The sequence below is a fragment of the Methylobacterium sp. J-088 genome (genome assembly GCF_022829295.1).
In the GTDB taxonomy this organism is placed as follows: domain Bacteria; phylum Pseudomonadota; class Alphaproteobacteria; order Rhizobiales; family Beijerinckiaceae; genus Methylobacterium.
In genome coordinates this window covers 1-23,249 of sequence record NZ_JAKSYH010000189.1, presented here as the reverse complement: position 1 = coordinate 23,249, position 23,249 = coordinate 1, and the positions used below count along the sequence as shown (strand labels likewise).

At 67.7% G+C, this 23,249-nt stretch carries 19 protein-coding genes and 2 tRNA genes; 6 read left to right on the top strand and 15 right to left on the bottom strand.

Features of this window, described 5'->3' with window-relative positions; genetic code table 11:
- Positions 1-104: 104 nt before the first annotated feature.
- Positions 105-320 carry a hypothetical protein gene (locus MKK63_RS21425; RefSeq protein WP_244005391.1) on the top strand — a complete coding sequence of 72 codons (216 nt, stop codon included), beginning with the start codon at positions 105-107 and terminating at the stop codon, positions 318-320.
- A 480-nt stretch (positions 321-800) separates the two neighbouring features.
- Entirely contained in the window at positions 801-1,259 is a 459-nt protein-coding gene (locus MKK63_RS21420; protein WP_244005389.1) for a hypothetical protein, read from the top strand.
- Positions 1,260-1,361: 102 nt separating this feature from the next.
- On the opposite strand, the gene MKK63_RS21415 is transcribed toward MKK63_RS21420, so the two are convergent.
- The 6 genes from MKK63_RS21415 to MKK63_RS21390 all read right to left on the bottom strand — a co-directional run bounded on the left by MKK63_RS21415 (position 1,362) and on the right by MKK63_RS21390 (position 6,325).
- Positions 1,362-1,694, bottom strand: coding sequence for a hypothetical protein (locus MKK63_RS21415; protein WP_244005387.1), 333 nt, complete (start codon positions 1,692-1,694; stop codon positions 1,362-1,364).
- A gap of 249 nt (positions 1,695-1,943) precedes the next feature.
- Positions 1,944-2,477 (bottom strand): NADPH-dependent FMN reductase, encoded by a 534-nt coding sequence (locus MKK63_RS21410; protein ID WP_244005385.1) that lies wholly within the window; start codon positions 2,475-2,477, stop codon positions 1,944-1,946.
- A 72-nt stretch (positions 2,478-2,549) separates the two neighbouring features.
- Entirely contained in the window at positions 2,550-3,275 is a 726-nt protein-coding gene (locus tag MKK63_RS21405; protein WP_244005383.1) for a cell wall anchor protein, read from the bottom strand.
- Positions 3,276-3,623: 348 nt separating this feature from the next.
- Positions 3,624-4,781: a GGDEF domain-containing protein gene (locus MKK63_RS21400; RefSeq protein ID WP_244005381.1), complete on the bottom strand. Its 1,158-nt coding sequence runs from the start codon at positions 4,779-4,781 to the stop codon at positions 3,624-3,626.
- Positions 4,782-4,870: 89 nt separating this feature from the next.
- A complete protein-coding gene (locus tag MKK63_RS21395) occupies positions 4,871-5,875 on the bottom strand; it encodes an acyltransferase family protein (protein WP_244005379.1) in 1,005 nt (334 codons plus the stop codon).
- A 374-nt stretch (positions 5,876-6,249) separates the two neighbouring features.
- Positions 6,250-6,325 (bottom strand) — tRNA-Asn (locus tag MKK63_RS21390).
- 517 nt (positions 6,326-6,842) lie between these two features.
- Here MKK63_RS21390 and MKK63_RS21385 point away from each other — a divergent pair.
- Positions 6,843-8,522 (top strand): methyl-accepting chemotaxis protein, encoded by a 1,680-nt coding sequence (locus MKK63_RS21385; protein ID WP_244005377.1) that lies wholly within the window; start codon positions 6,843-6,845, stop codon positions 8,520-8,522.
- 153 nt (positions 8,523-8,675) lie between these two features.
- Here MKK63_RS21385 and MKK63_RS21380 read toward each other — a convergent pair.
- The 3 genes from MKK63_RS21380 to rocF form a co-directional block, all read right to left on the bottom strand.
- A tRNA-Cys gene (locus tag MKK63_RS21380) sits at positions 8,676-8,749 on the bottom strand.
- 117 nt (positions 8,750-8,866) lie between these two features.
- Positions 8,867-9,727, bottom strand: coding sequence for an urease accessory protein UreD (locus MKK63_RS21375; protein ID WP_244005375.1), 861 nt, complete (start codon positions 9,725-9,727; stop codon positions 8,867-8,869).
- A complete protein-coding gene (gene rocF / locus MKK63_RS21370; RefSeq protein ID WP_244005373.1) occupies positions 9,727-10,695 on the bottom strand; it encodes an arginase in 969 nt (322 codons plus the stop codon). The genes MKK63_RS21375 and rocF overlap by 1 nt, the downstream gene beginning before the upstream one ends.
- Positions 10,696-11,050: 355 nt before the next feature.
- On the opposite strand from rocF, the gene MKK63_RS21365 reads away from it, so the two are divergent.
- Positions 11,051-13,207, top strand: a complete 2,157-nt coding sequence (locus tag MKK63_RS21365; RefSeq protein WP_244005371.1) for a methyl-accepting chemotaxis protein — start codon at positions 11,051-11,053, stop codon at positions 13,205-13,207.
- A gap of 257 nt (positions 13,208-13,464) precedes the next feature.
- Here the strand turns inward: MKK63_RS21365 and MKK63_RS21360 are convergent, their stop codons facing one another.
- A complete protein-coding gene (locus MKK63_RS21360) occupies positions 13,465-14,874 on the bottom strand; it encodes an ATP-binding protein (RefSeq protein ID WP_244005370.1) in 1,410 nt (469 codons plus the stop codon).
- Positions 14,871-15,626, bottom strand: a complete 756-nt coding sequence (locus MKK63_RS21355) for a response regulator (protein WP_276081381.1) — start codon at positions 15,624-15,626, stop codon at positions 14,871-14,873. The genes MKK63_RS21360 and MKK63_RS21355 overlap by 4 nt, the downstream gene beginning before the upstream one ends.
- 285 nt (positions 15,627-15,911) lie before the next feature.
- On the opposite strand from MKK63_RS21355, the gene MKK63_RS21350 reads away from it, so the two are divergent.
- The gene (locus tag MKK63_RS21350; RefSeq protein ID WP_244005366.1) at positions 15,912-17,777 is read left to right on the top strand and encodes a glycoside hydrolase family 15 protein; all 1,866 of its coding nucleotides are present in this window, start codon (positions 15,912-15,914) and stop codon (positions 17,775-17,777) included.
- Positions 17,778-17,819: 42 nt separating this feature from the next.
- Here MKK63_RS21350 and MKK63_RS21345 read toward each other — a convergent pair whose 3' ends face one another.
- From MKK63_RS21345 to MKK63_RS21330, 4 genes are all read right to left on the bottom strand, one after another.
- Positions 17,820-19,343, bottom strand: a complete 1,524-nt coding sequence (locus tag MKK63_RS21345) for a DUF2336 domain-containing protein (RefSeq protein ID WP_244005364.1) — start codon at positions 19,341-19,343, stop codon at positions 17,820-17,822.
- Positions 19,340-20,440: a lytic transglycosylase domain-containing protein gene (locus MKK63_RS21340; protein ID WP_244005362.1), complete on the bottom strand. Its 1,101-nt coding sequence runs from the start codon at positions 20,438-20,440 to the stop codon at positions 19,340-19,342. The genes MKK63_RS21345 and MKK63_RS21340 overlap by 4 nt, the downstream gene beginning before the upstream one ends.
- Positions 20,441-20,530: 90 nt before the next feature.
- Entirely contained in the window at positions 20,531-21,160 is a 630-nt protein-coding gene (locus tag MKK63_RS21335) for a flavin reductase family protein (protein WP_244005360.1), read from the bottom strand.
- A gap of 192 nt (positions 21,161-21,352) precedes the next feature.
- Positions 21,353-21,916, bottom strand: a complete 564-nt coding sequence (locus MKK63_RS21330; protein ID WP_244005357.1) for a nitroreductase — start codon at positions 21,914-21,916, stop codon at positions 21,353-21,355.
- Between the two features lie 136 nt (positions 21,917-22,052).
- Here MKK63_RS21330 and MKK63_RS21325 point away from each other — a divergent pair, with 136 nt between their 5' ends.
- Positions 22,053-22,976, top strand: a complete 924-nt coding sequence (locus MKK63_RS21325) for a hypothetical protein (RefSeq protein ID WP_244005355.1) — start codon at positions 22,053-22,055, stop codon at positions 22,974-22,976.
- Positions 22,977-23,249: the final 273 nt, after the last annotated feature.

Genomic DNA, 23,249 nt, shown 5'->3' with positions numbered 1-23,249 from the left:
TGCTGACGGACTGGGGAGCCGTCCGCGACATGCGGCATGGGACGCGGCATGGGCAGGAACGACGCGCTCTCCAGCGAACCGACTGCGTGAACGAGGACGCGCGTATGCTGAACCAGGCCGGTACTTCGATCGTACGAGGCGATCTCGGCGTCGAAGAGACGATCGAGTCCGACAATATCGTCCGCTGGGATGGGGAGAGGCTCTACGTCGAGCAGGACGTCTTCCACAACGGCCAGCTGGTTCACCGCAAGTACCGTCGCACCGTTACCGAGCCGGTGGCCCGGGCGCTCTGGACGATCATCAACCGCGCGAAGCAGTGAGCCGCGCACACCACTCTGCGCCGCGCGTCGGTTCGGCCTGACTGGGACGCGCGGTGCCGCAACGGACGGTGAACGGACGTCGTCAAGCCTGATCGCTTCGTCCGAAAGCCCTTTGTCCGTGTTGCCTCGGATCCAGCTGTCTCCGTCGCCTTCAGCGGCTGCGCGGAGACAGCTTCGCATTCTGTGCTCGTTTCAAGATGCAGAGTGTTTCGGGCGTTTAAACCTCGAATCGATTGATCACGGCGTATTCGCGCGGTTCTGCTTAATTACGCCGATCCAAGAGCAACGGCATGCTCAGGCAATGACCGACGAGCTTACGTTACATTTGCCGTCGATTTAATGTTGCTTTCGCGTTTTGGTGTAAATTAATTCGCAACGTACTGCTTAGCCATAGATAAAAATATTTCATCTCAAGTATTAATCAATCGCTGTCCAATCGTTGTCTTCAATGCGATCATCGCGCTGACGCTCACATTGGCCATGTGGGAGATCGCATCGCTGCTCTGGGGCGCCGGATATCTGGATCATGGCGCGATCCAGGAAGCCGGTCATCCGATCGAGGGGCTGGGCTTCGTCCTGATCGGCTGGGGCGTGGTGCAAGAAGAGCGCAACGGCATGAGCCGGCTTCTCGGGGGCGGAACGCGCAGCGAATCCGTTCACGCTGCGGGCATCGATGCCGTGTGCCACTACGCCGGCTTATCGTTGCTGGTGCTCGGCCTGATCGCCGAGATTCTCGTCCAGTGTGGAGGTTCCCAGCTACATCATAAAGACGGATGGGCTCGCACGCGTCGTCCTCACGGTCGGAGATGCGTTCCTCATGTCGGGGCTTGCCGCGTTGATCCGGCTCTCAGCACGCCTCGCGACGCTTCGGAACTCCAAACCGGCCGCGAGTTCCGATGTGGCGATATCCGTGGCGCGATCACACGACCACTGACCTGACCCCGTCGCTCTCCGCCTGCCCGAATGCCGGTTCCGCACAAGAGGGCACGTTACGGCGGAAGCTGCGAGCGAGGCCGGATGGCCGCGTACCTGCGCGCCGCTCTACGCAGCAACCGCAGGCGCCGTCTCCACGAGGGCGAGCTTGGGCGGGGCGAGCAGGTCCAAACGGTCGTGCGCGGTGTCGAAGGCGGCCCGGATCGTTGCCGTCGCATCCTCGACGGCGACGAGAACCGCCAGCTTCTGCGCACTCGCGCGATCGGCCAGGCCGCGTGCCGTCGCGACCAGGGATTGCTCCAGGTTCAGCAGCTCGGCTTCCACGTCCTGCCCGGCCCCGCGTGTCGCGGCCGTCAGGCGTTCGAGGACAGCTTGAAGGGCATGACGCAAGACAAGCGTCCGCACGCGCTCCTGCAGGAGCGCCCGTTCGTCGATCTTCATCGGAGTCTGTCCGTGTTCCGGGAGCACGGTTAAGTTGTCATACCTTGGCTGCCCATGCAGCCACCTTTTTGCAACAGCGAAACCGGCTCGGCCATCGCAGCGTAACTTGGCGTCGCGCGGTGTCTTCGAGGCTGCGCCCGCCGCGTTTCAGTCAGTCTTCGACCCGAACGGCGTGCCGCGCAGGCGGCGCCGACATGAACGTCGTCAATAGGGCGTTCCGCGCTGGCGCCGCGCGCCGAGCGCCTCCGCCTACCAGGTCAGCTCGTCGAGAAAGCGCCCTGCAGAGGCTTCGAGCCGCGGTTCACTGGGGGTCCCCGCCTCCGTGATGGCATTCTGCAGCCGAGGAATGGGCAGCAGGGCGGGGATGCTCGGCATGCCCATCTCGGCCAGCATGGCCCGCAGCGGCATAGCTGCGCGGACGCCCCCGAACGCCCCGGCGGAGTAGCAGCAGATCGCCGACGGCCGCCAATAATACTCCTCGAGGAAATGATCGAGCGTGTTCGAGAGTGCCGGCGGTACACCGTGGTTGTACTCGGCCGTCACGACCAAGAAGGCGTCCGATCGCCGGTAGAGTATGGCGAGCCGTTCCAGTTCATCCGGCGCGGTACCGGGTGGGTATTCCTTGTACATTCGGTCGGGAAGCGGAAGCTTCAGCTCGGCCGGATCGACCAGGGGGGCTTCATGACCGCGCGCTTCGAGCTGCGCGATCAAGTAACGCGCCGCCCGGATTCCGATGCGATCGCTGCGAACGCTGCCGAGGATAACGGGCACGGTGAGGGGCATGACGACCTCCGACTACGCCGATCACGCCAGCGACAGGCGCGTCACTCCAGGCTGCTTCAACCTGGAAATGATTCAGGCCTTCGAGCTCGTCAGTGCGGAAGCCGCGATGCCGACGGGGCCGCCCATGGCGTAGGCGGCGATCGCCTTCGTGACGTGCTGCAGGAGGGATTGCAGACCGTCGCCCGTATCGCCGCCGGTCGAGGATCCGCCCGTGGCAGCACTGGTGTCCGCGGACGCGTCCGTCGCGTCAATTGACGTTCCGGCCTGCCCGGCAGCGTCCGGCTCGGGCGGAGGGGCATGGTGTCCGTGATGATGATGGACCGGGGCCGAGCTCGTCGCGGCCTCGCCCGCATCCGTGGCGCCGGATGTCGACGTCGCGTTGTCCGCGTCCGACCCTGCCGTCACGCCGGTCTGCAAGCCCATCTGGCTGAAATCGGATTGCAGCTGGAGGAGTGACGCCATCAGGTCGCTGGACAGAGGCGGGCTCGTGGCGGCGCTGCTCGTCGGCGCGGTGGTGCTGGCGCCTGTACCCTGGGTGCTGCCGGTGTCCTGACTTGCCGTGCTGTAGCCGCTCGCGTCGATCGGCTGGATCCCGGCCGCACGCGCTTGCCGCAGGGCGCTGACGAGGTCGTGCCTCAGAGACGTTCCCGATACCGCGTTCACCGACATGCTCAGCCCTCGAACCGTTGCTGCGATTCTGTCAGGCATGTTGCGTTCCAGAAATTTGCTTTTGATTTCAGGCCCGTATCCAACCGCCAGGGCGGCAGAATCGGCAGCGCGGCAAATCTTGCCGGCCACGGAGACCCAACCGGCATCGACCCGACACGGTCGGGCCCACCGCGCGTCGGCGAACAAGGGCAGGTGGGCGAAGCAAGGGATCGGGGACCGGTTTCATGTCGGACCTGCCGGACGGCGTTCCGCCGGACACGAGGGTGCGCAGTCACCGCGATCCGTCGCTCCACAGCGATGAGCGCGGGTTCGATAGCAAGAACGTGCAGACCGAGCCGTATCAGGATTACGTGGGCAACTGGCAAACCGAGGCCGAAATCCCTCCGGATGCGGACAGAAACACAAGCGGCCTTGCGCTGTGTGGCGGCGAGGCGCGATCCAGAGGCGGTGCCTTTGCACGACCCGTGCAGGGCCGACTCAGGATACTGGGTTCGCGTGCAGGCCGGGAAGGACGCTGTCCGCCCGCTTGGCCGCTCGCCGAACCGTCGCGTCGGACTTGCTCGCCTTAGCGCGGTACAACGCGGCATCGGCGGCGGCCATGAGCGGATCGAGTTCGAGCGAGCCCGGCGGCGCGGTCGCGAAACCGATGCTGGTCCCGACGCGGACCTCCCGACCTTGGATGAGATACGGTTCAGCGATTGCGAAATCGATGCGCTGGGCGAGATGCGCGGCCTCATCCGGCTGCAGAATCGGTCCCTGGACGATCACGAACTCGTCGCCTCCGACCCGGGCGACCGCCGCCTTGGCCGGTACGACGGCCCGCAGCCGATCCGCGATCGCCTGGAGGAGCTCATCGCCGGCCGCGTGTCCATACTGATCGTTGACCGGCTTGAAACCGTCCAGATCCAGGCAATGCACGGCGATCGCGTTCCCGCCCGCCTCAGCAAGCACGGCGCGGAACGCCTCGCGCAGACCCAGGCGGTTCAGCAGACGCGTCAGCGGGTCGTTCTTCGCCAGCGTCGCCATGTCGTGCCGCAGGATGATCTGCCGCCGCGTGTTCAAATAGAGGTACCGGATCGTTTCGAGCCCGCCGCACAGGAAAACGGTGAAGACCGTCGCGATCGCGATGCTGGTCGAATCGCCCCGGGCGGCCGATGCCAGGATGGCGGGCACGGTCGCGATGCAGATAGCGATCCCCGCGATCCGGGGCCTGAACGCGGTGCGCGTCACCGCCCCTGAACAGTACCCGAACACGAGGCCGGTCACGAGGACCGGGAGCGCGGGGTCGGCGGCGAGGAACCCGCACGCTGCGACGCAGCCAATCTGCAACGCGAACCCGAAGGTGAACGCGGCGTTCACGATCTCCCACCGGGCGGCGCGCTGGCGGTCCCACGGGCGATCCCGCAGGGCGCGCTGATGACGCCGTTTGACCAGGCACTTCGAAGCGCCGATCAGCGTGCCGGTTGCGGCAATGACCCACAAGACCGGAGACTGGGCTTTGAACGCGACGAAGCTTGCAACGCCGCAATAACTTGCCGCCATGATGGCGGCCGGAAACAGACCTGTCGCGAGTTCATCGACGAGGGCGATGAACAAGCTGTCTGTTTCGGACCCATAACCGAATCGGCGCGACATCGCCTGTTTATCGCGCTTCTACCGCAAAGATTGAAGCCGTCATCGCCAGCGGATCGGCTCACATCGTCGACCGGGCACGGCGTTCCCCCTCAGGCCGCCGGCTGTCCGATCCCCTGATTCACGGGGCCCAGCCTCATGCGGCCGCGAACCCAGGCGTGACGCGCTCGGTTGATCGGCCGGTCCCACAGCATCCAGATGGCGACGCTGACGATGAAGACCACGCCGAGCGCCAGGAGGGCGTAGGGCAGCCGCTGCAGCGGCGGAAGTTTGCCAAAGTTGTTGTGGACGAAGATGAAGGCCGGCCAGTGCATCAGATACACGATATAGGACAGGTCACCGAAAGCCCTATCCAGCTTGGACGACTTCACGTGAACTGTCGATAGCGCGAGCGGAACCGCCGCCAATGCAAGAACCAAGTTGAAGACCGGATTGTAGACAAAATTGGCGCCCGCATTGCTCCCGCCCAGGATCATGTCGCGCAGCGCAGGCACGCTCAGGCCCAGGCCCAGCATTCCGACGGTGAGCCCGGCCGAAGCCAGGGTCAGGGCCCGCGGGGGAACCCATCGCGACCGGGCCGCAGCAGCGCCGATCATGAACAAGACCAGGATCTGTGGAAGCGGTTCCGTCATCACGGCGCCGCTTCTATAATACAAAATCGCGACGGAGATCGCCGACCAGCAAACCAGACCGCCGACCGCAATGCGGCGATCGACTTTGTGGAAGAGCAGAAAGAGAAGTGGGAACAAGATGTAAAACTGAAGTTCGATGTCGAGCGACCAGGCCGGAACGATCGGCAGTTGCGACAGATTTCTGTAGCCGATCACGAAGAGACTGGATGCGATCGCTGCGAATTCGGTGGGAATGAGACGGGGATACAGCGCGAACGTAATGGCGGAACACAGGAGGAACGTCGGGACGATACGCCAGAATCTTGATGTCAGGAATGTAAAATATTTATTCCGCGTGTAGGAGTATTGCTTCTCCCACATTACGTAAATCCAGTAGCCGCTTAGTACGAAGAACAAGCATACGGCAGCGTCGCCGAGGCTCAGCCGGCTGAAATGCTGCACCACGACCACGAGGGCAAGGCACAAGCGGAAGAAACCTGGAAATAACAACGTGCGACTCTTCCGCTTCGGGGATTAGTGTCTATAATGTGGGACCTATGGTCTATATGATATGAAATGATAATACAGTCCAATTCGCTGGTGTAATCTACCGACTGGCACATTGGTACCGTCGCCCATCCGTTCACGGGGCGGCATGAAGCGGCTGGGCTGAGGTGGAGGTCGCTGGGCGAACAGTCCTGCGGAACGCGAGGGCGGGCGAGTGCGTGTGGCACGCCCAAGCCCTACGCTTCAGGGCCGCCAATCCATCAGGATGTCGGCGCCCTGATCTACGTCGCGCGGATCCGCAGCATGAGCGAAATCTGCTGCCAACGACATCGCTTGAGTGTTTGGAAGTTCAGTGGCTCCCCGAGCAGGACTCGAACCTGCGACAAGGCGATTAACAGTCGCCTGCTCTACCAACTGAGCTATCGGGGATCACGGTCGCGTCTCTACACACCGCAGCTGTCGGACGCAAGGGGTTTGATGACGATCCGTGCATGCACGTCGGCATTCTGCGTCGCCGCACGGCCAAACCGACCTCGGAGTGTACACGCCTCGCCAGCCCTGCGTGCGTATGGTGCCGGCAGCCTCCCGCATGGGACTGACGCCACAAACCCGAGGCGCCCCGTGGCTTGGTTCCAAGATTCACCCCCCCCCGGTGGGTCGACTGTCTTCGCATCGTCCAAGCCGCCGCCCGCATCGTTCGCCGAATTGAGCGACTATGCAGAGTTCGCGACCGCAAGTTTGGGTTGCGCAGAGTGATGCAATCACATCACACGATAATATGTTGGTCTTGATGCCAATGATTTAAAATACATCTCCTGCATGTACGCCTGATGACCATGATGAGACAATTTTTTCTGTCTTTGCCGGCTATGCTCAACTGTGTTGTCGTCTGAAATACGTTATGGCTTCCCTGATTCAGCCCTCCAGCGGAAGCGGCCTCGCCTCAATGCGTATATCCCTCGGCCTCAAGCTCTCGGTCGTCGTCGGTCTCCTGGCCGTCGTTGGCGTCGGGATCGCGCTGTTCGCCCTTCGCCAGTCCGCTCTGGAGCAGGAGCGCGCTGCCGAAACCGACAAGATCTGGAATGCCGGGCTTCAGGCCGGCGCGCTCGGGCAGGCGATCGAGCATGCCGTGGTCCAGGCGACGGCGCTCTTCACGTCGGAGGACGTGACAGAGGCCCGGACACGCCTGTCCGCGCTCCATGAGGCCCTGGCCACCGTCGAGCAGGTGCGCGTGCCGTTCCTCGCTGCGATGGAAGATCAGCTTCCGGAGGATCGCCGCAGGCGCTTCGATCTGTTCGTCAAGGAATTCATCGCCTATCAGAATGATACCGCCGAGCTGGGCCTCACCGTCTCGCCCAGGGCCGCCCTCATTCAGGCGACCGACGAGGCGACGGTGAAGAACCGCGAGCACATGGTCGCCGAAATCGGCCTCCTGGGACGCGAGGTGCTGAACCGCCTTAACGCCCGCCGCGCCGCGGATGCCGCGGACCGACGGCAGGCGCGGATCACGCTGATCTCCGTGCCCGCGCTGGCCCTCGCCATGGGGCTGCTTGCCGCGATCGGGATCATCGTCACGCAGGTCCGGCATCCCCTGCACCGGCTGAAGGCCAGCATGACGGCGCTCGCGGCCAACGACCTGGAGCCTGCGATCCCGTTCACGCATCGCCGTGACGAGATCGGAGAGATGGCCGGGTCGATCGCCGCCTTCCAGAAAGCGCTGATCGAGAAGAGTAAACTCGACGCCGAGGCCCAAATCCGGCGCGATCGCGACCGCTGCCGGGCTGAGACATTGGCGGCGGCAACGCACGACTTCGAGGTCGAGACGCGGCGTGCGGTCGCCGATCTCGCGGGATCGGTCGAGGCGATGCAGGCGGCGGCCGATACGCTCTCGGGCAACGCCGGCGCCGTGGCGGCCCAGTCGACCGTGGTGGCGGACACCTCCAGCCAGACGGCTGGCATCGTCGACAGTATCGCAAGCGCGGCCGAGGAGCTCTCGGCCTCGGCCCGCGAGATCGAGGGGCGGGTCCGGAACACCAGCGAGATCGCATCGACGGCGCTGGCCGATACACGGGGTCTTGAGGAGACGGTCCGCTCGCTGTCCCAGGCTGCTGAGGAGATCGGCGCGGTCGTGACCCTGATCCGTGATGTTGCCGAGCAGACCAACCTGCTGGCACTCAACGCCACCATCGAGGCCGCCCGCGCGGGCGCCGCCGGTCGCGGCTTCGCGGTGGTCGCCGCGGAGGTCAAGGCGCTCGCCGGCCAGACCGCACTCGCCACCGACCGCATCACCGGCCAGGTCGGATCGATCCAGGGCGCCGCCGATCGGACGTCCAGCGCCATTGAGGCGATCGCGCAGACGATCGCCAGCATGAGCCTGATCGCATCCGAGGTCGCGGAAGCGACCGATCAACAGGGCAATGCCAGCCAGGAAATCGCGCGCGCCATCTTCAACGCGGCCGCTGACGCGCGAAGGGTGTCCGAGAGCGTCGCCGGCGTCCGGGCCGCCGCAGCCTCCAACGACGTCCAGGCCCGCCAGGTGCGCGGCAGCGCCGCGCGGGTGAACACCGGCACGCACAACCTGCAGCAGGCAATCGAGACCTATATGCTTCAGGTTCACGCCGCCTGACACCGCGGCCCAGAAAGCGGCGACGGGCGTTCGGGACAATTGGAAAGGAGAGCCGCAACCCCCATGCCGGTCACGGTGTCCGGTCCAAGGCCGACAACCATACGGCCCGCGATGGCGCAGGCCGCGGATGAGAATCGTTGTCGGATAGGAAGATGGAGGCCTCGCCCGGAATCGAACCGGGGTGCAAGGATTTGCAGTCCTCTGCGTAACCACTCCGCCACGAGGCCGTACCGACGGCGCGCAGGCGCCGTACGGAGCTTGGCGGACAGCTCCGGGTGCGCGTCTCTAGCAGAGGTCGGCGGTCGCAGGCAACGGCTTCGACGCGGTCGTTCCGAAGGATCGTCTCAGCTCTGCCAAACCCGCGGCATCGGCAAGCCGCGATAGAGTGTGAGAAAGCGGGCTGTCAGCGTCCGCAGGGGACCGACGCCGCGCGCGAGGGCGCGCACCACGACATGCCCGTTCCAGGCGCTCGCCGCGGCCTCGATCCCGGACTGATCGCTGTCTGCCAGGAGGGCGCGCGCTTCATCGAGGCGTGCTTCGGCCCCGTCGGAGACGTCGAGCAGCGTCGCGCAGGCGCTCGCGCCACCGCCGATCGCCGGGCGGGCCAGGAGGTTGCTGATCGGGCCCTCCAGCAGGAGGTTGTCGGCGTAGACGAGCCGGCCGGCCCGGCGCACGCGCCACGAATCGTGGAAAAGACCGGCGGTGATCCGCTCATTCCGGGCGGCGCGACCGAAGGCGACGATCTCTACGGCGAGCAGGGACGCTCCGAGGTCGAGATCAGCCTCGAAAGACCGGCGGATTCTGGCCTGATCGAACAGGATCGTCTCTTGCGGCAGCCAAGCGAGCCGAGCCCCCGCCCCCAGGCCCAAGCGGTTTTCGATATGGCTTACCGGTCCGTCAGAGCGATAAATCTTCTCGGCCGCCGTCGTGGTGAGCACGAGATCGGCCGCGGGTTCGAGGTTCAGCCCGATCGAGAAGGTATCGCCGCACGCCACACCGCCGGCCGTGTTCACCAGCACGGCTTCCAGGGCACCCTCCCCCCGGGGGAATCGCAGACGCGCGGGACCCGCCTCCGACAGGTCGAGGATCCGCGTCTGGCCACGCGTGCCTGCCGGTCCGGCCCGAAGGTGGACGCGGCCGTTCGAGCGCTGGCGTGCCGGCGCCGTCCCGACAGCCCGGCCCGCATCCGAGAGAGAAATGTGCATCACATGCGCTCTGCCGGGTCGCTGGGCACTGCCTCGATCGGCACGGCCGGGCGATCGAGGATGCGGCGCCCGAACAGGCTCGCGGCTAACTCGACCAGCACCTTGGCGCTGCGGCCGCGCTCGTCGAGGAACGGGTTGAGCTCCACGATGTCCAGCGAGCGCACGAGGCCGGAATCGTGCAGCATCTCCATGATCAAGTGGGCTTCCCGGAACGTGGCGCCGCCCGGCACCGTCGTGCCGACACCCGGGGCGATGGCAGGATCGAGGAAATCGATATCGAAGCTGACGTGGAGGTGCGCGCCCTGTTCCGCGACCTGCGCAAGGATCCTTCGCAAGGGCGCGACAACGCCGAACTCGTCGATCGTGCGCATGTCGGTGACGCCGACGCGCCGGGCCGTGACCAAGGCTCGCTCGCCGGCATCGATGGAGCGCAGGCCGAACAGATGGACGTTGCTGGGGCTGAGCGCGGGCGGGGCCGGTTCGGTGAACAGGGGCGGGAAGCCCGCCTCGCCGCATAAAGCCGCGAGCGGCATGCCGTGGACGTTGCCGGAGGGTGAGGTCTCCGGCGTGTTGAAGTCGGCATGGGCATCGAGCCAAAGCACGAAGAGCGGCCGGCCCCGGCGGGCGCAGTGACGCATGACGCCGTCGATCGATCCGAGGGAGAGGCTGTGGTCGCCGCCTGCGGTCAGGGGCACCGCCCCCTGGTCGAGCGCGTCCTCGACGGCGCGCGACAAGGCACGCGTCCAGGCGGCCACGGCGGCGAGACCACGCCCTCCGACCGGCCCATCGGGCGCGATATCGCCGTGATCGGTGACCGAACAGCCGAGATCGGACAGGGCGCGGGCAAGGCCGGCGGTGCGCAGGGCAGCCGGTCCCATCACTGCGCCGGCCTCGCTGGTCCCAACCTCGATCGGCGCGCCGATCAGCGCAATGCGGCGATCCCCGCCGGAGCTGGCCTCGCTGGTCATCCCGTCTCCTTCAGGTCTCTGTACCCCTTTGCTCTAGCAGGCGGCGGGCCGCTCTTCGATGACGCATCGCGGACGCGACGGCGGAGCGGTCGGACATGGGGCTGGCCTAAAACCGATGGGCATCTGTTTGAGAACAGTATTAGGGCCGCGCAACACGGCACAGCAAATATTTCATCGATGATCTTGTGTTCGACGAGAATGGAAAATGGATCGGCACTATCCTTCGCCATACTGGCTCACCGTTGTGGAACTGTAATGCAGCCGGAAAGCGGCGAAGATTTATGTCTGTCACGGAAAATTAGAAACTTGATGCCATATCGGAGGGAATCGTGTCCAAATGAGATCTTGAACGAACATGACGTGGTTATCTCGGCTCAGCGTCCGTCTTCCCGCGATGATTATCGGCTTGGCATTGCTCAGCGCGACCGTCATGGGGGGCTTCAGCTGGTATACGGCGCGGTCAGGACTGATTGATGCGGCCCAGGAGCGTCTGCAACTGGCGGCGGCCACCCGCCGGGACGGCATCGAGCTCCTGGCGGATCGGATGCAGGCCGACCTGCTGGCCGTCGCGGCCCATCCCCAGATCGTGTCCAACTTCCCGGACCTGATCGAGACTCTCGATCTCGCGAAGCCGGAAACCGCCGCGCTCGTCGAGGCGTTCCGGGCGCCTCAGACAGTCGAGGCGCGGGTCGCGCTCGACGGCAGCGGGATGCCCGCAATGTACGCACGTCGGCACGTCAAGGTGCAGGAGGTGGCGCGCAAGCTCGTGGCCCAGCCGGGCTACGCCGATCTGATCTTCGTCGATGAGGGCGGCCGGGTCGTCTACACGGCCACGAAGGGCGCCGATTTCGCCAAGTCGATCGCGGATCCGGATCTGGCCGGAACCGGCCTTGCCCGCCTCGTCGCGCGGTTGAAGGCGGCCGAACCGGGCACGGTCCTGTTCGAGGATTTCGGCGCCTACCCGGTGGACGGTGTTCCGGCCGCTTTCATCGGGCGCACCATGACCAAGCGCGCCAATGTCGCCATGGGGACGGCACAGGCGGCGGAGCCGATCGGCGCCATCGTCATGCGTGTTACCCCAATGTTGTTCGACCAGACGCTCGCCAAGCGCGACGGGCTCGGCGAAACGGGTCAGATCTTCGCGGCCGGGGCTGATGGCCTCCTGCGCAGCAATCCGCCGCTGAACCCCGCGCTGAAGGCCGGCGGGAGCCTCGCGCAGCTCGGCCTCGCCGCTGCGCGCGTGAAGGCCGGCGGCACCCTCGCCTTTACGGCCGCAAATGGATCTCATCTCGCGGCGGCTTCGTCGCTCATCGTGCTGGGCGCACCCTGGACGGTGGTGGCGGAGCAGTCGGAGGCCGAAGCGACCGCGGCGGTCCGCGCCCTCTCGTCCACCCTGGTCCTGATCGGTTTCTGCATCCTGGCGGCGACGGCCGTACTGGGGCTCCTCCTGGCCCGTTCGATCGTGGCGCCGCTCGGTGCCCTGACCCGTGCGCTGAAGGCGCTCGCCGACCGTCAGGCGCTCGACGACGTGCCCGGCAGCAAGCGGCGGGACGAGATCGGCGACATCGCTCGCGCCGTCGTGACGATCCACGAGATGTCCCTGGAGGATGCCGCACAGCAATTGCAGACCCGCGAGGCGGGGCGCCTGCGGGAGGAGCAGAACCGGCGGGCCATGCTGCAGAACCTTGCCGACGGGTTTGAACAGTCGGTCGGTGGCATTGCGGGCGACCTGACGGAGGCCGTGTCGGCGCTTCAGAATGCGTCCGGTGCCATGCGCGTGGCGGTTGCCGGCACCTCCGAACGCTCGACCAGCGTCGCCGCTGCGGCGCGGCAGACGTCCGACAACGTCGATTCCGTCGCGGCCGCGGCCGAGGAACTCGGTGCCACGGTGCGAGAGATCGGTCGTCAGGTCGAGCAGGCAACCGGCCTGTCGGCCGCCGCTGTCGGCGAGGCCCGGCGCGCCGAGCAGACCATGACCGATCTCGCCACGGCGGCGACACGGATCGGCGATGTCGTCGGGATCGTCTCGACCATCGCCGGTCAGACCAATCTGCTGGCGCTCAACGCGACGATCGAGGCGGCCCGGGCCGGTGAGGCGGGACGCGGCTTCGCGGTGGTTGCCGCCGAGGTCAAGGAACTCGCCACCCAAACCAGCCGCGCCACCGATGAGATCGGGCGGCAGGTGGCCGCGATCCAGACCGTCGCCGGGGATGCCGTCTCGGCCATCCGGGGGGTCGCATCGCAGATCGAGGCCATGAACGAAGTGTCGACCGGCATCGCCGCCGCTGTGGACCAGCAGGGCGTCACCACCCAGGATATCGTGCGCAGCATGAGTCAGGCATTGGCCGGAACCGGCATGATGACGACCGACATTGCCGAGGTCGCCCGGGTTGCCGACGATGCCGGCCACGCCGCCGCATCGGTGGCACAGGCGTCGGACACACTGGCGGCGCGGGCGGAGCAGCTGCGCGGACAGGTCACCCAGTTCCTGGGCCACATCCGGGCAGCCTAGAAGCGGTCGGGATCGCGGCCCGTTTGATGCCCGACAGGCCCCCTCTCCCGTATCGGGAAGGGGGCCCGCGCTCGACCCTGAACCGGTGCCGACTGACCGAGAAATGTGAATCCGTAAGCCCGTGCTAAAGTGTGCGTCGGTGAGCGGCAAAAAGACTTCGGATCGAGCACGCCGGCAACGCGCCACACTCGGACAGACCTGATCGCTCACCTCCCTTTCCGCGCTCGCAGAGTTCGCTGGCACGGCACGGCAAACCGCTACGCCGCCTCGGCCGGGGCTGGCGCCGGCTTCCGCACCGCCTGCCCGGCGAAAACCTGTGCCGCGAGGGGGAGTTCGATGGTGGCGGCGAGACCGCCGGCGCGACCGTTCTCGAGGATCAGCCGGCCGTCATGCGCCTCCACGATCGCCTGCACGATCGATAGGCCGAGGCCGAAGCCCCGCGCCTCATTCAGATTGCGGGCCCGGTCGCCGCGAACGAAGGGCTGCAGCATCGCCTCGCGCTCCGCCTCCGGGATGCCCGGACCGGAATCGCGCACGCAGACCCGGACCCCGCGCTCCGACGCCTCCATGTGAACCTCCGCCCGGCTGCCGTATTTCACAGCATTGTCGACGAGGTTCGTCACCGCGCGCTGCAACTCCTCGGGTCGGCCGCGCACGAGGACGTGTCGGCTGCGGCCGACGCTCACCGGCGCGCCGATATCCGAGAAGTCGTCGCACACCGTCTGCACCACCGATGCGAGATCGACCAGGGTGAAACTGCTCGCGTCGCGGACCTGACCGTCGCGCACGAAGGACAGGGCCGCCTCGACGAGTCCGTTCATCTGGTCGAGATCGCGCAGGGTGGCGGCCCGGGCGTTATCGTCCTCGATGAACTCCGCGCGCAGGCGCAGGCGGGTGATCGGCGTGCGCAGGTCATGGCTGATCGCGGCGAGCATTTGCGTGCGGTCGTCGATCAGGCGGCGCACGCGCGATCGCATCCGGTCGAGTGCCCGCGAGACGGCGAGCACTTCACGCGGCCCGGCTTCCGGCAGGGCGACGTGATCGTCTCGGGCTCCGAACGCCTCCGCGGCACCTGCGAGCCGCTTCAGCGGTGCGGTCAGCGCGCGGGTCGCCCAGACGCAGAGCAGCGCCAGCGTCAGCGCGAGGAACACCACAGTGAAGATCAGGGCGCCCTGCCTGGGGGGGCGGAGCGGATCGTTCGGTAGCGTCGCCTGAAGCGTCGCGCCATTGGCCGTAACGATTCCGATATGGAGACGCTTGGCGGAGCGCTCCTGCTCCGAATCGTCGGCGGACAGGTCGATGATCGTCACCGGGCGCCCGGCGCCGTTCCGAAGCCGGCGGATGACCGGAAGATCCCGGACTGGCTCGGCTCCAGGCGGAGCCTTGCCGTCCCAGGCTTCGACCTGGATCAGCGGCAGGCTGCGCCCGCTGGCCAAGAGCGCCGGCCTTGCCGCCGGATCGACGGAATCGAGCAGCCGCGACAGCATGCCCAGGCGGCTTGCCGCGACCCCGGGCAACGCATCGGGATTCTGCGGTTCGTGCAGCAGCAGGAAAGCGGCCGTGGCGACCATATGGGCAACCGCGATTCCCGCCACCACGAGCAGCGCGATCTGGCCCGCGATAGTCGTTGGCCGCAATCGGGCGCGCAGCCGCTGCAGCACGCTCATGAGCGCGTGACCTCCGGCGTGAACAGGTAGCCACCGGAACGGATCGTCCGGATGAATTCGGGGTTGCGGGTATCGCGTTCGATCTTCTGGCGAATGCGCGAGATCAATACGTCGATGCTGCGCTCGAACGGGCCGGCGGCGCGCCCCTGCGTGAGATCGAGCAGCTGGTCACGCGACAGGACCCGTCCGGGCCGCAGGCACAGGGCGAGCAGCAGGTCGAACTCCGCGCCCGTGATCGCGATGCGGGCGCCCTCGGGCGAGAACACCTGCCGGAGGGAGACGTCGAGCGTCCAGCCCGAGAAGTGCAGACGGCGGCGGTCGTCCGTATCGGGCGCCTCGGCGGCGACCCGGCGCAGGACCGCGCGGATGCGGGCGAGGAGTTCGCGCGGATTGAACGGCTTGGCGAGGTAATCGTCAGCGCCGAGTTCCAGGCCGAGAATCCGGTCCACATCCTCCGACTTCGCTGTCAGGATCAGGATCGGGATCTGCGAGGATGCGCGCAGGCGGCGGCAAAGGCTCAAGCCATCCTCGCCCGGCAACATGAGATCCAGCACGATCAGGTCGATGCGCGCCTCCGCGAGCGCCCGGTCCATGTCGGTCCCGTCGCCGGCGATCGTGACCCGGCAATCGTTCCCGCGCAGGTAGCGCGCGATCAGGCTGGAGATCTCCCGATCATCCTCGACGACGAGGATATGGGGGGTCGCTGGTGCCGTCATTGCGACGGAGTCTGTGTGTGGTTCAGCCTGCATCATGAGTCTATCATGCCCCGAACCGGCGATTATTCGAAGATGGGTAGCGGAACCAATTTGTAAGCGCGTGTTTCCCTGCCCTGGCCGGAACGTTTCGGACAAAGATGCGGAGACGTTTCTTCCAGAATCCGATCGCGATATCCGACAGAGCCCCGACATTCTGAGCCCGATCGCTTCCGGTCCTGCGGCGAATCGTCGAGCCGGACTCCCAACGCCGCGGACCCCGGCTACCTCCTTGGTTCTGCGTTCGCCCAGCTTGACGGGTGAGGCCGCCAGCCGGACATCTTCGTGTCGAAGCCCATCAGCGACTACGCCCTCATCGGCGACACCCATTCCTGCGCGCTGATCGCCCGCGACGGCTCGATCGATTGGCTATGCTGGCCGCGCCACGATTCACCCGCCCTGTTCGTGAAGCTCCTCGACGACGAGAAGGGTGGTGCATGCAGCGTGGCGTTCGACGACCTCGATGGGTCGGAGCGGCGCTACCTGCCCGACACCAACATCCTCGAGACGACGTTTACGACGCGGACTGGGCGCGCGCGTCTGGTCGACGTGATGCCGGTCAATCCGCCGAGCCCTGAGCCCGATGAAGGCCCGGACGGCGAGGGCGAGAGCCGGCTGATCCGCATGCTCACCTGCGAGACGGGCAGCGTCACCGGGCTCTTCCGGGTTTGCCCGACCTTCGATTACGCGCGCCGCCCCTGCACGCCCAGCGTCGAGGGCGCGTCGGTGCTGTTCGAGGCCGGCGACTGGCGTCTGCGGGTCAACGCGCATCCGCAGCCCGCGGTGGTCGAGGGCCGCGCCGAGATCCGGTTCACCCTGGCCGCTGGCGAGACCGCATATCTGGTCCTCACCCACGGCGAGGACCAGCAGGATGCCTCGATCGACGACTTCGAAGGCGCGCAGCGCCGCCTGAAGAGCACCATGGAGTACTGGCATCGCTGGTGCGCCCGCAGCACCTACCGCGGGGCCTATCGGGAGGCCGTGATGCGCTCGGCCCTCTGCCTCAAGCTGCTGACATACTCGCCCTCCGGCGGCATCCTGGCCGCCGCGACCGCTGGCCTGCCCGAGGCCGTGCCGGGCAACCGCAACTACGACTATCGCTTCACCTGGATGCGCGATGCCTCCTTTACAGTGACCGCGTTCGTGATGCTCGGCTACGTGCGCGAGGCCTCGGAATTCCTCCGCTTCCTGCGTGAGCGGGACGGCTCCTATGGCCGCGACACGCGCCTGATGTACGGCATTGCCGACGGCATGCCACCCGAGGAGGAGCTCAGCCATCTCGCCGGTTGGAACGGCGTGCAGCCCGTGGTCATCGGCAATCTCGCCGAGGGGCAGGACCAGCACGACATCTACGGGGAATTGCTGCGGGCTCTGTGCATCTTCCTGGAAGCAGTCGACTACGACCCGCCCGAGAAGGTCAACGACCGCCTGCCAGAGGTGCTCGACAACCTGACGGCGCGGGCGATCCGTCACCGGCACGATCCGGACAGTGGGATCTGGGAATTGCGGACGGGGCCGCGCCATCAGGTTCATACGAAGGCGATGATCTGGGTGGCGCTGACCGACGCGGCCCGGATCGCCCGGAACATCAAGGGCATCCCGGAGGCGAAGATTGCCGAGTGGGAGCGCATCGCCGCCGAGGTCCGGGCTGAATATCTGGACCGGGGCTGGAGCGAGGAGAAGCAGGCCTATGTCGGCGCTTACGATTCGCATCACCTCGACGCGGCGGTGATGCGTGTCGTCCTGTTCGGAGCCCTCGATCCGCGGGATCCGCGCACGCGCGCGACCCTGGCCGCGGTGGAGCGGGAACTCGGCGCCGGCGACCTGATCTACCGCTACCGCATGGAGGACGGGCTCGAAGGCGACGAGGGCACCTTCACGGCCTGCGCGTTCTGGCGGGTCGGCTGCCTCGCCCTCGACGGCCGCACCGCCGAGGCCAAGGCCGCTTTCGAAAGGCTGATCGCCCGGGGCAACGATCTGGGGCTGTTCGCCGAGGAGATCGATCCGGCGACCGGCGAGCAGCGCGGGAACACGCCGCAGGGATTCTCGCACATGGCGCTGATCAACGCGGCGCTGCGCCTTGATGACACCATCGCCCGCTACGGCCTTGCGGACGCGGCCGATGCGCTGACGCGCCGGGCGGCCGAGTGAGCGACGCCGGCTGAAGGCGGGCCGACCACTGTCGGACCGCCTTCAGGCAGCGATTTTGGCTGCCTTATCGACCTCACCCTCCACGGCTGCGGGCGCCGCGGGACTGCGGCTGGCGCGGAACTGGTCGAGCAGACTATCTCCCAGGCTGCTCAACACGGCCTCCGTCGCGGCTTCGGCTTTCGGATCGGCAACCGGCGCCTCGGTCCGGTACCACGCGAGGATCTGGTCCGGCAGCGCGTCCAGGATCGCCCCGATCGGGTTGCTGGGCTCCGCAGACGACGGGGTCATCACGCCGGCAACGGCGGCTTGGGCAACGACGATCGGCGTGGCTTCGGACGCGGCGGCGAAGGCGGTCCGGCGCTGATCGTCCAAGGCGGCGCGCCACGTCGCATCCAACGCCTCGGCCTCGCGGCGCGCGGTTTCCCGCGCGACGGCCTCCGCCGCGATGGCGCGGGCGGCTTCCCGGGCCTCGTCGCGGGCGGCCTCGGCCTCGTAGCGATTGAGGAGCACGAGGACCGGCTGCATCTCGGCACCCGGCAGGCTACCGCAGGCCTCGATCGCGCAGGCGATGATCCGCTGCGACAGGCCGGTGCCCCGGACGGGCATCGCGCGCCGGGCGACATCCTGCCAAGCGGACAGCGCGGCCTGCATCGCCGGCAGCAGCGCGTCGGGGAGACCGGCCCGCCGGTGCAAGTCGGCGAAGCTCCGCGGATCGCGCATGGCCCGAGCCACGCCGGCATGGTCCTGGCCGGATAGGTCGGCGAGGGACGCGAGGGCGAACTCGGTCCGCCCGGACAGCACGGCGCGCAGGATCAGTCCGGCGGTCAGCTGGTGGCTCGTACGCAGATGCGCGACCAACCGGGCGATGCCGGCGGCCCCTGAGTCTTCGCAAACTTCGAGGGCGACGCGCTCGCCGACCTCGCGGCGCAGACGCTCGCAGCGTTCGCCTCCGAGCCAGCCCCGGTCGATCACGAAGCCGGAGAGCGCCTGCGCCACCGCGAGGCCGAGCGCGTGGCGCACCTCCGGCGGGAGGTCGGTCCGGCCCAGCAGGGCCTCGCGCAGATCGGCCTCCGCACCCCGGCGCTCGATCATGCGCAGCATCCGACCCGCGGTGATCTTGGCGGTCGGGTTGCGGACGAGCGCGACCAAGGTCTCGAGTTCGCCGATCTCCGCCAGCGCCCCGGAGACCGTGTGCGAGAGATGATGGCGGGCGGCGATCACGGCGCGCGTCGTCTCATCGCCGAGGGCGGCCGCGTCCACGAGGTCGGCGTCCGTCAAGACCGGCGAGCGCGCCAGGATCAGACGCGCCACCTCTGGCACGTCGCAGGAGAGCGCGACCACCAGCGGACGCGGCGTCCGCGCCGAGGCCGCACAGGTCTCCGCCAGGGCGCGCCGAACCACCGGCGAGGGATCGTCCAACAGGGTGAGCAGGGCGGTCTTGGCTTCCCAGGCCTCGTCCGCGGCGAGGTCGCCGTAGAGATAGGCCCGCGCCAGGACCGCGGCTGCCTCGGCGCGTCGGGACGCGGAAGCGTTCTGCGTCCGGGTCAGGAACTCGCGGATGATCATGGACCCCTCCGGGGTGCGAACAGGCTGTTCCTGACGGTGGCCGAGGAACCTTCCGCAGCGAGCTCAGCCGGGCGCCGCGGCGGCAGGGGCGGGTTGGCCAGCGCGCTGCCGGGCGGCGGCGCAGCGGGCGCGGCGAGCGCACCGGTCACGTCCGGATCCGGCTTCGGCGCACCCGTGAACGGATCTGAGCCGGTCCGGGGGAAGTAGGTCGGGGCAGCGTGCGCGGTCGGCTGGGCTTGGCTGCGCGCCTGCAGGTTCCGTGCGGCGGCATCCGAGGCGGCCACGCGCGGATCCGTCTGGAACAGGCTGCGCAAGTCGCTGGTGCCGCCGAAGGCCGTCGCGGCGCTCGCATACGCCGAGACCGCCTGCGGTGCCGCCGCCTCGCCCTGGCGCAGGCTTGTGAGGTCAGTGGCGGCAGTGCCCTGGGCGGCAGCGCCCTGGGCGGTCGCCGCGAGGCTGGCATACAGTTCGGCGGCGCTCCGTGCGCGGCCGGTGCGATCGTAGAACAAGGCGCGGTTGGCGGAAGCGGCTTCCGGTAGATCGAGGGCGGCGGCACGGGCGGGGAAGGTGCGCGCGGTCGCAATCAGCGCGGCCGCGCCCTTGGCGCCGAGCACGTGCGCCACGTAGAGATCGCCGGCGGTCGGTTCGCGGCCGAGCGCCCCCGAAAGCGTGTCGGCGTTCTGCTGAGTCAGGGCGCCGGCCAGCGTCGCCGAGACTTTCGGATCCCGGCGCAGGTCGAGGATGGCCTGCCTCTGCCCGGCATCCGGCACCGCGTAGCTGCCGTCTGCCTGCCGGGTGATGGCGTCGGCCTCGGCCTGCAGCCCGAGCCGCGGCCCGGCATTCTTCATGACGCCGAGCCACGTCTGCTCGATGAACTGGAACAGCCCCGTGGCCGACGAGGTCCCGGCCTTGGCGGCGGGATCGAGGGCGGATTCGCGCCGGGCCGTGGCGAGCAGGTAGTCGAAACCGACGCCGCTCGCCATCGCGCCATCGCGGATCGCCTGAACCACCGGTCCGGAGACGGCCGTGCCCGGCATCGCCCGCGCCGGGGGCGGCGGGCTTTCAGGTGGGCTGGATGGCGTGGTGAACAGGAACATCCGGGCGCGCACGGGGGCTGAAGACCCCCGGAATCTGCGCCCGCCATGGTAAACAAGTTCTCAATCGGCTTACGGAGACCCGGTCCGTTTTCAGGACGGCGAGAACTCGCCCGCGCCCTTCGGCCGGCGCATCTGGAAGCGCGTGTCCTGTGTCACGTGGAAATAATCGAAGTATCCGCCGCGCATGATCGGGTGCATCGCCCCGGTATCGACCATCCCGTCCTTCACGTAAGCCTCGTCGACGTAAATCGAGACCACTTGGCCGATGACGAGGAAGTTCTCGGCTTCGGCGCCGTCGAGCGGGGTCAGCGGCACGGTCTGCAGCCACCGGCATTCGAGGGCGGCCGGCGAGGCCGCGACCCGCGGCGGCCGCACCTTCTGCGAGGGCGCGGTGGCGAGCCCGGCGAAGGCGAACTCGCTCTCGCCGCGTGGCAGCGGCGCCGATGAATCGTTCATCCCGTCACGCAGGTCCCAGGTGGCGAGGCTGCACACGAACTCCGCGCCCTCTTCCGCGAAGGTCATCGCGTCCTTCCGGCCCGAGGACGAGAAGGCGACCATGTTGTCGGCCACCGCGTTGAAGAACGAGTAGGGCGCGAGGTTCAGCTTGCCGTCGCGGCTCATGGAACTGATCCAGCCGATCGGCCGCGGCGCGACGATGGCCTTGAGCGGGTTGTGCGGAAGCGCGCGCGCCGCGCGGGGAACGTCGAGATCGTAATGCACGGGAAATCTCCGAAGCGCTGACCGGCGAGGCCCGGGCAGCGGCATAGACGGGTCCATAACGCATCGGAGCGAGGGGAAGACGCCCACGAAGACAGATTCCGGAACCGATAGCCGACGATGAGCGACCTGGGCGCGCTTCGCTGCGCGCGCGATGACGGGTGGCAGCGGACAGATCGACTGCCCGACCGCCCCTCAGAGATACGTCACGATCTCGTCGAGCACCGGGCGAGGCCGGTCGGAGGGCACTTCGCGCGCGCGGCCGATATGGACGAAGCCCGCCAGCTTCTCCGAGGGCGCCAGACCGAGTGCATCCAGGATGCGGCGGTCGTAGGCCAACCACTCGGTCAGCCAGGATGTCGCGAACCCGGCCGCGTTGGCGGCGATCACGAGGTTCATGGTGGCGGCGCCGACGGACAGCACCTGCTCCCAGTCGGGAATCTTCACGTGCGGACCGGCCCGCGACACCACGGCGACCACGACGGGGGCATGCGCCAAGCGGGCGCGCTCCTGCGCGAGGCGCTCCGGCGTCGCGTCCGGATTGTCGGCCGCGAAGGTCGCCGCGATGGTCTCGCCGACCCGGTCCCGCGCCGCCCCTGCGATGACGATGAAGCGCCAGGGTGCGAGCTTGCCGTGGTCCGGCACGCGGGACGCCGCCGTCAGGATCGTTTCGAGCTGAGCCCGATCGGGTCCGGGCTCGTCCAGCAGCATCGGCGGCACCGAGCGACGGGTCTTCAGGAGTTCGAGAGTGGCGGTCATGCGCGTCGTCCCAGGTTCGCGATGGCGATCGGATGTGGCATGCGCCGGTCGCGCCGGGAAGTGCGGCCTTGCCGTCGCCATGGTCGCGATGCAGAGGCAGGAACCATCCGCCGGGCGGAGGAAAGGGATCCGATCGATGCGCACGAGGCTGGCCGCGATGGCGTTGGCGATTCTCGTCACGGGATCCGCGCTCGTGCCCGCCCGCGCCCAGCAGAATCCGCTTCAGAACCGTTTTGGCGGTCCCCTGCCCTCGCCGTCGATCACCACGCCGGATCTGCCGCCCACCCTCCCTTCCGCCGAGCCGGACGCCCCCCTGTCCCTGTCAGCGCTGCTGTCGGGGCCCGGGATCCCGCTGCGCCAGGGGCTTGCGTGGCGGATCTACGAGGAAGCCAACGACGGTGTCCGGCCGTCGATCGTGGCCCGTTCGACCGAGGCCGAACCGCGCTTCGTCCTGCCTGCCGGCACCTACACGGCGACCGTGACCTACGGTTTTGCCAGCGCGTCGAAGCGGATCGTCATGGCGGGCCAGCCGATCACCGAGACGCTGCGCGTCGCGGCCGGCGCGCTGAAGCTCTCGGGCGCGGTCGGCGACCAGAAGATCCCGCCCGGCGAGGTGTCGTTCTCGGTCTTCGTGCCGGTCGGGACCAATTCCGAGGGCCGGCTGGTGCGCGGCGGCATCAAGACCGGCGAGGTGCTGCGGCTGCCGGAGGGCACCTACCACGTGGTGTCGATCTACGGTGAGTCGAACGCGATCCAGCGCGCCGACCTCCGCGTGGAGAACGGCAAGGTGACGGAAGCAACCCTCAACCACAGGGCCGCGACCGTGACCCTGAAGCTCGTGGCGGCGCCGGGTGCGGAAGCGTTCGCCGGCACCGCGTTCTCGGTGCTCACGCCCGGCGGCGACACGATCCGCGAGGCCATCGGGGCCTTCCCGCAGGTGACGCTCGCCGAGGGCGACTACGTGCTGATCGCCCGCCACGACGGGCAGGTCTATACCCGCGAGTTCAAGGTCGAGAGCGGGCTCGACCGGGACATCGAGGTCGTCGCCAAGTCCGGGTGAGCCTGTCCCGGGCCGAGATCTGCGCGGGCCGAGACTTGCGCGGGCCGAGACTTGCGCGGGCCGAGACTTGCGCGGGCCGAGACTTGCGCGGGCCGAGACTTGCGCGGGCCGAGACTTACGCGGGCCGAGACTTGCGCGGGCCGAGACTTGCGCGGGCCGAGACTTGCGGGGGCCGAGACTTGCGTGGGCCGGGAGTTGCGGCGGTCGAGACTTGCCGGGGCCCAGACTTGCGCGGGCCGAGAATTTGGCGGGGCGGGAATCTCTAGGGTCCGG

Bases quoted from the DNA above. Each gene is read 5' to 3' on its own strand.
- MKK63_RS21425 (WP_244005391.1), top strand. From the start codon at position 105: ATGCTGAACCAGGCCGGTACTTCGATCGTACGAGGCGATCTCGGCGTC.
- MKK63_RS21420 (WP_244005389.1), top strand. From the start codon at position 801: ATGTGGGAGATCGCATCGCTGCTCTGGGGCGCCGGATATCTGGATCAT.
- MKK63_RS21415 (WP_244005387.1), bottom strand. From the start codon at position 1,694: ATGAAGATCGACGAACGGGCGCTCCTGCAGGAGCGCGTGCGGACGCTT.
- MKK63_RS21410 (WP_244005385.1), bottom strand. From the start codon at position 2,477: ATGCCCCTCACCGTGCCCGTTATCCTCGGCAGCGTTCGCAGCGATCGC.
- MKK63_RS21400 (WP_244005381.1), bottom strand. From the start codon at position 4,781: ATGTCGCGCCGATTCGGTTATGGGTCCGAAACAGACAGCTTGTTCATC.
- MKK63_RS21385 (WP_244005377.1), top strand. From the start codon at position 6,843: ATGCGTATATCCCTCGGCCTCAAGCTCTCGGTCGTCGTCGGTCTCCTG.
- MKK63_RS21375 (WP_244005375.1), bottom strand. From the start codon at position 9,727: ATGCACATTTCTCTCTCGGATGCGGGCCGGGCTGTCGGGACGGCGCCG.
- rocF (WP_244005373.1), bottom strand. From the start codon at position 10,695: ATGACCAGCGAGGCCAGCTCCGGCGGGGATCGCCGCATTGCGCTGATC.
- MKK63_RS21365 (WP_244005371.1), top strand. From the start codon at position 11,051: ATGACGTGGTTATCTCGGCTCAGCGTCCGTCTTCCCGCGATGATTATC.
- MKK63_RS21360 (WP_244005370.1), bottom strand. From the start codon at position 14,874: ATGAGCGTGCTGCAGCGGCTGCGCGCCCGATTGCGGCCAACGACTATC.
- MKK63_RS21355 (WP_276081381.1), bottom strand. From the start codon at position 15,626: ATGATGCAGGCTGAACCACACACAGACTCCGTCGCAATGACGGCACCA.
- MKK63_RS21345 (WP_244005364.1), bottom strand. From the start codon at position 19,343: ATGATCATCCGCGAGTTCCTGACCCGGACGCAGAACGCTTCCGCGTCC.
- MKK63_RS21340 (WP_244005362.1), bottom strand. From the start codon at position 20,440: ATGTTCCTGTTCACCACGCCATCCAGCCCACCTGAAAGCCCGCCGCCC.
- MKK63_RS21330 (WP_244005357.1), bottom strand. From the start codon at position 21,916: ATGACCGCCACTCTCGAACTCCTGAAGACCCGTCGCTCGGTGCCGCCG.
- MKK63_RS21325 (WP_244005355.1), top strand. From the start codon at position 22,053: ATGCGCACGAGGCTGGCCGCGATGGCGTTGGCGATTCTCGTCACGGGA.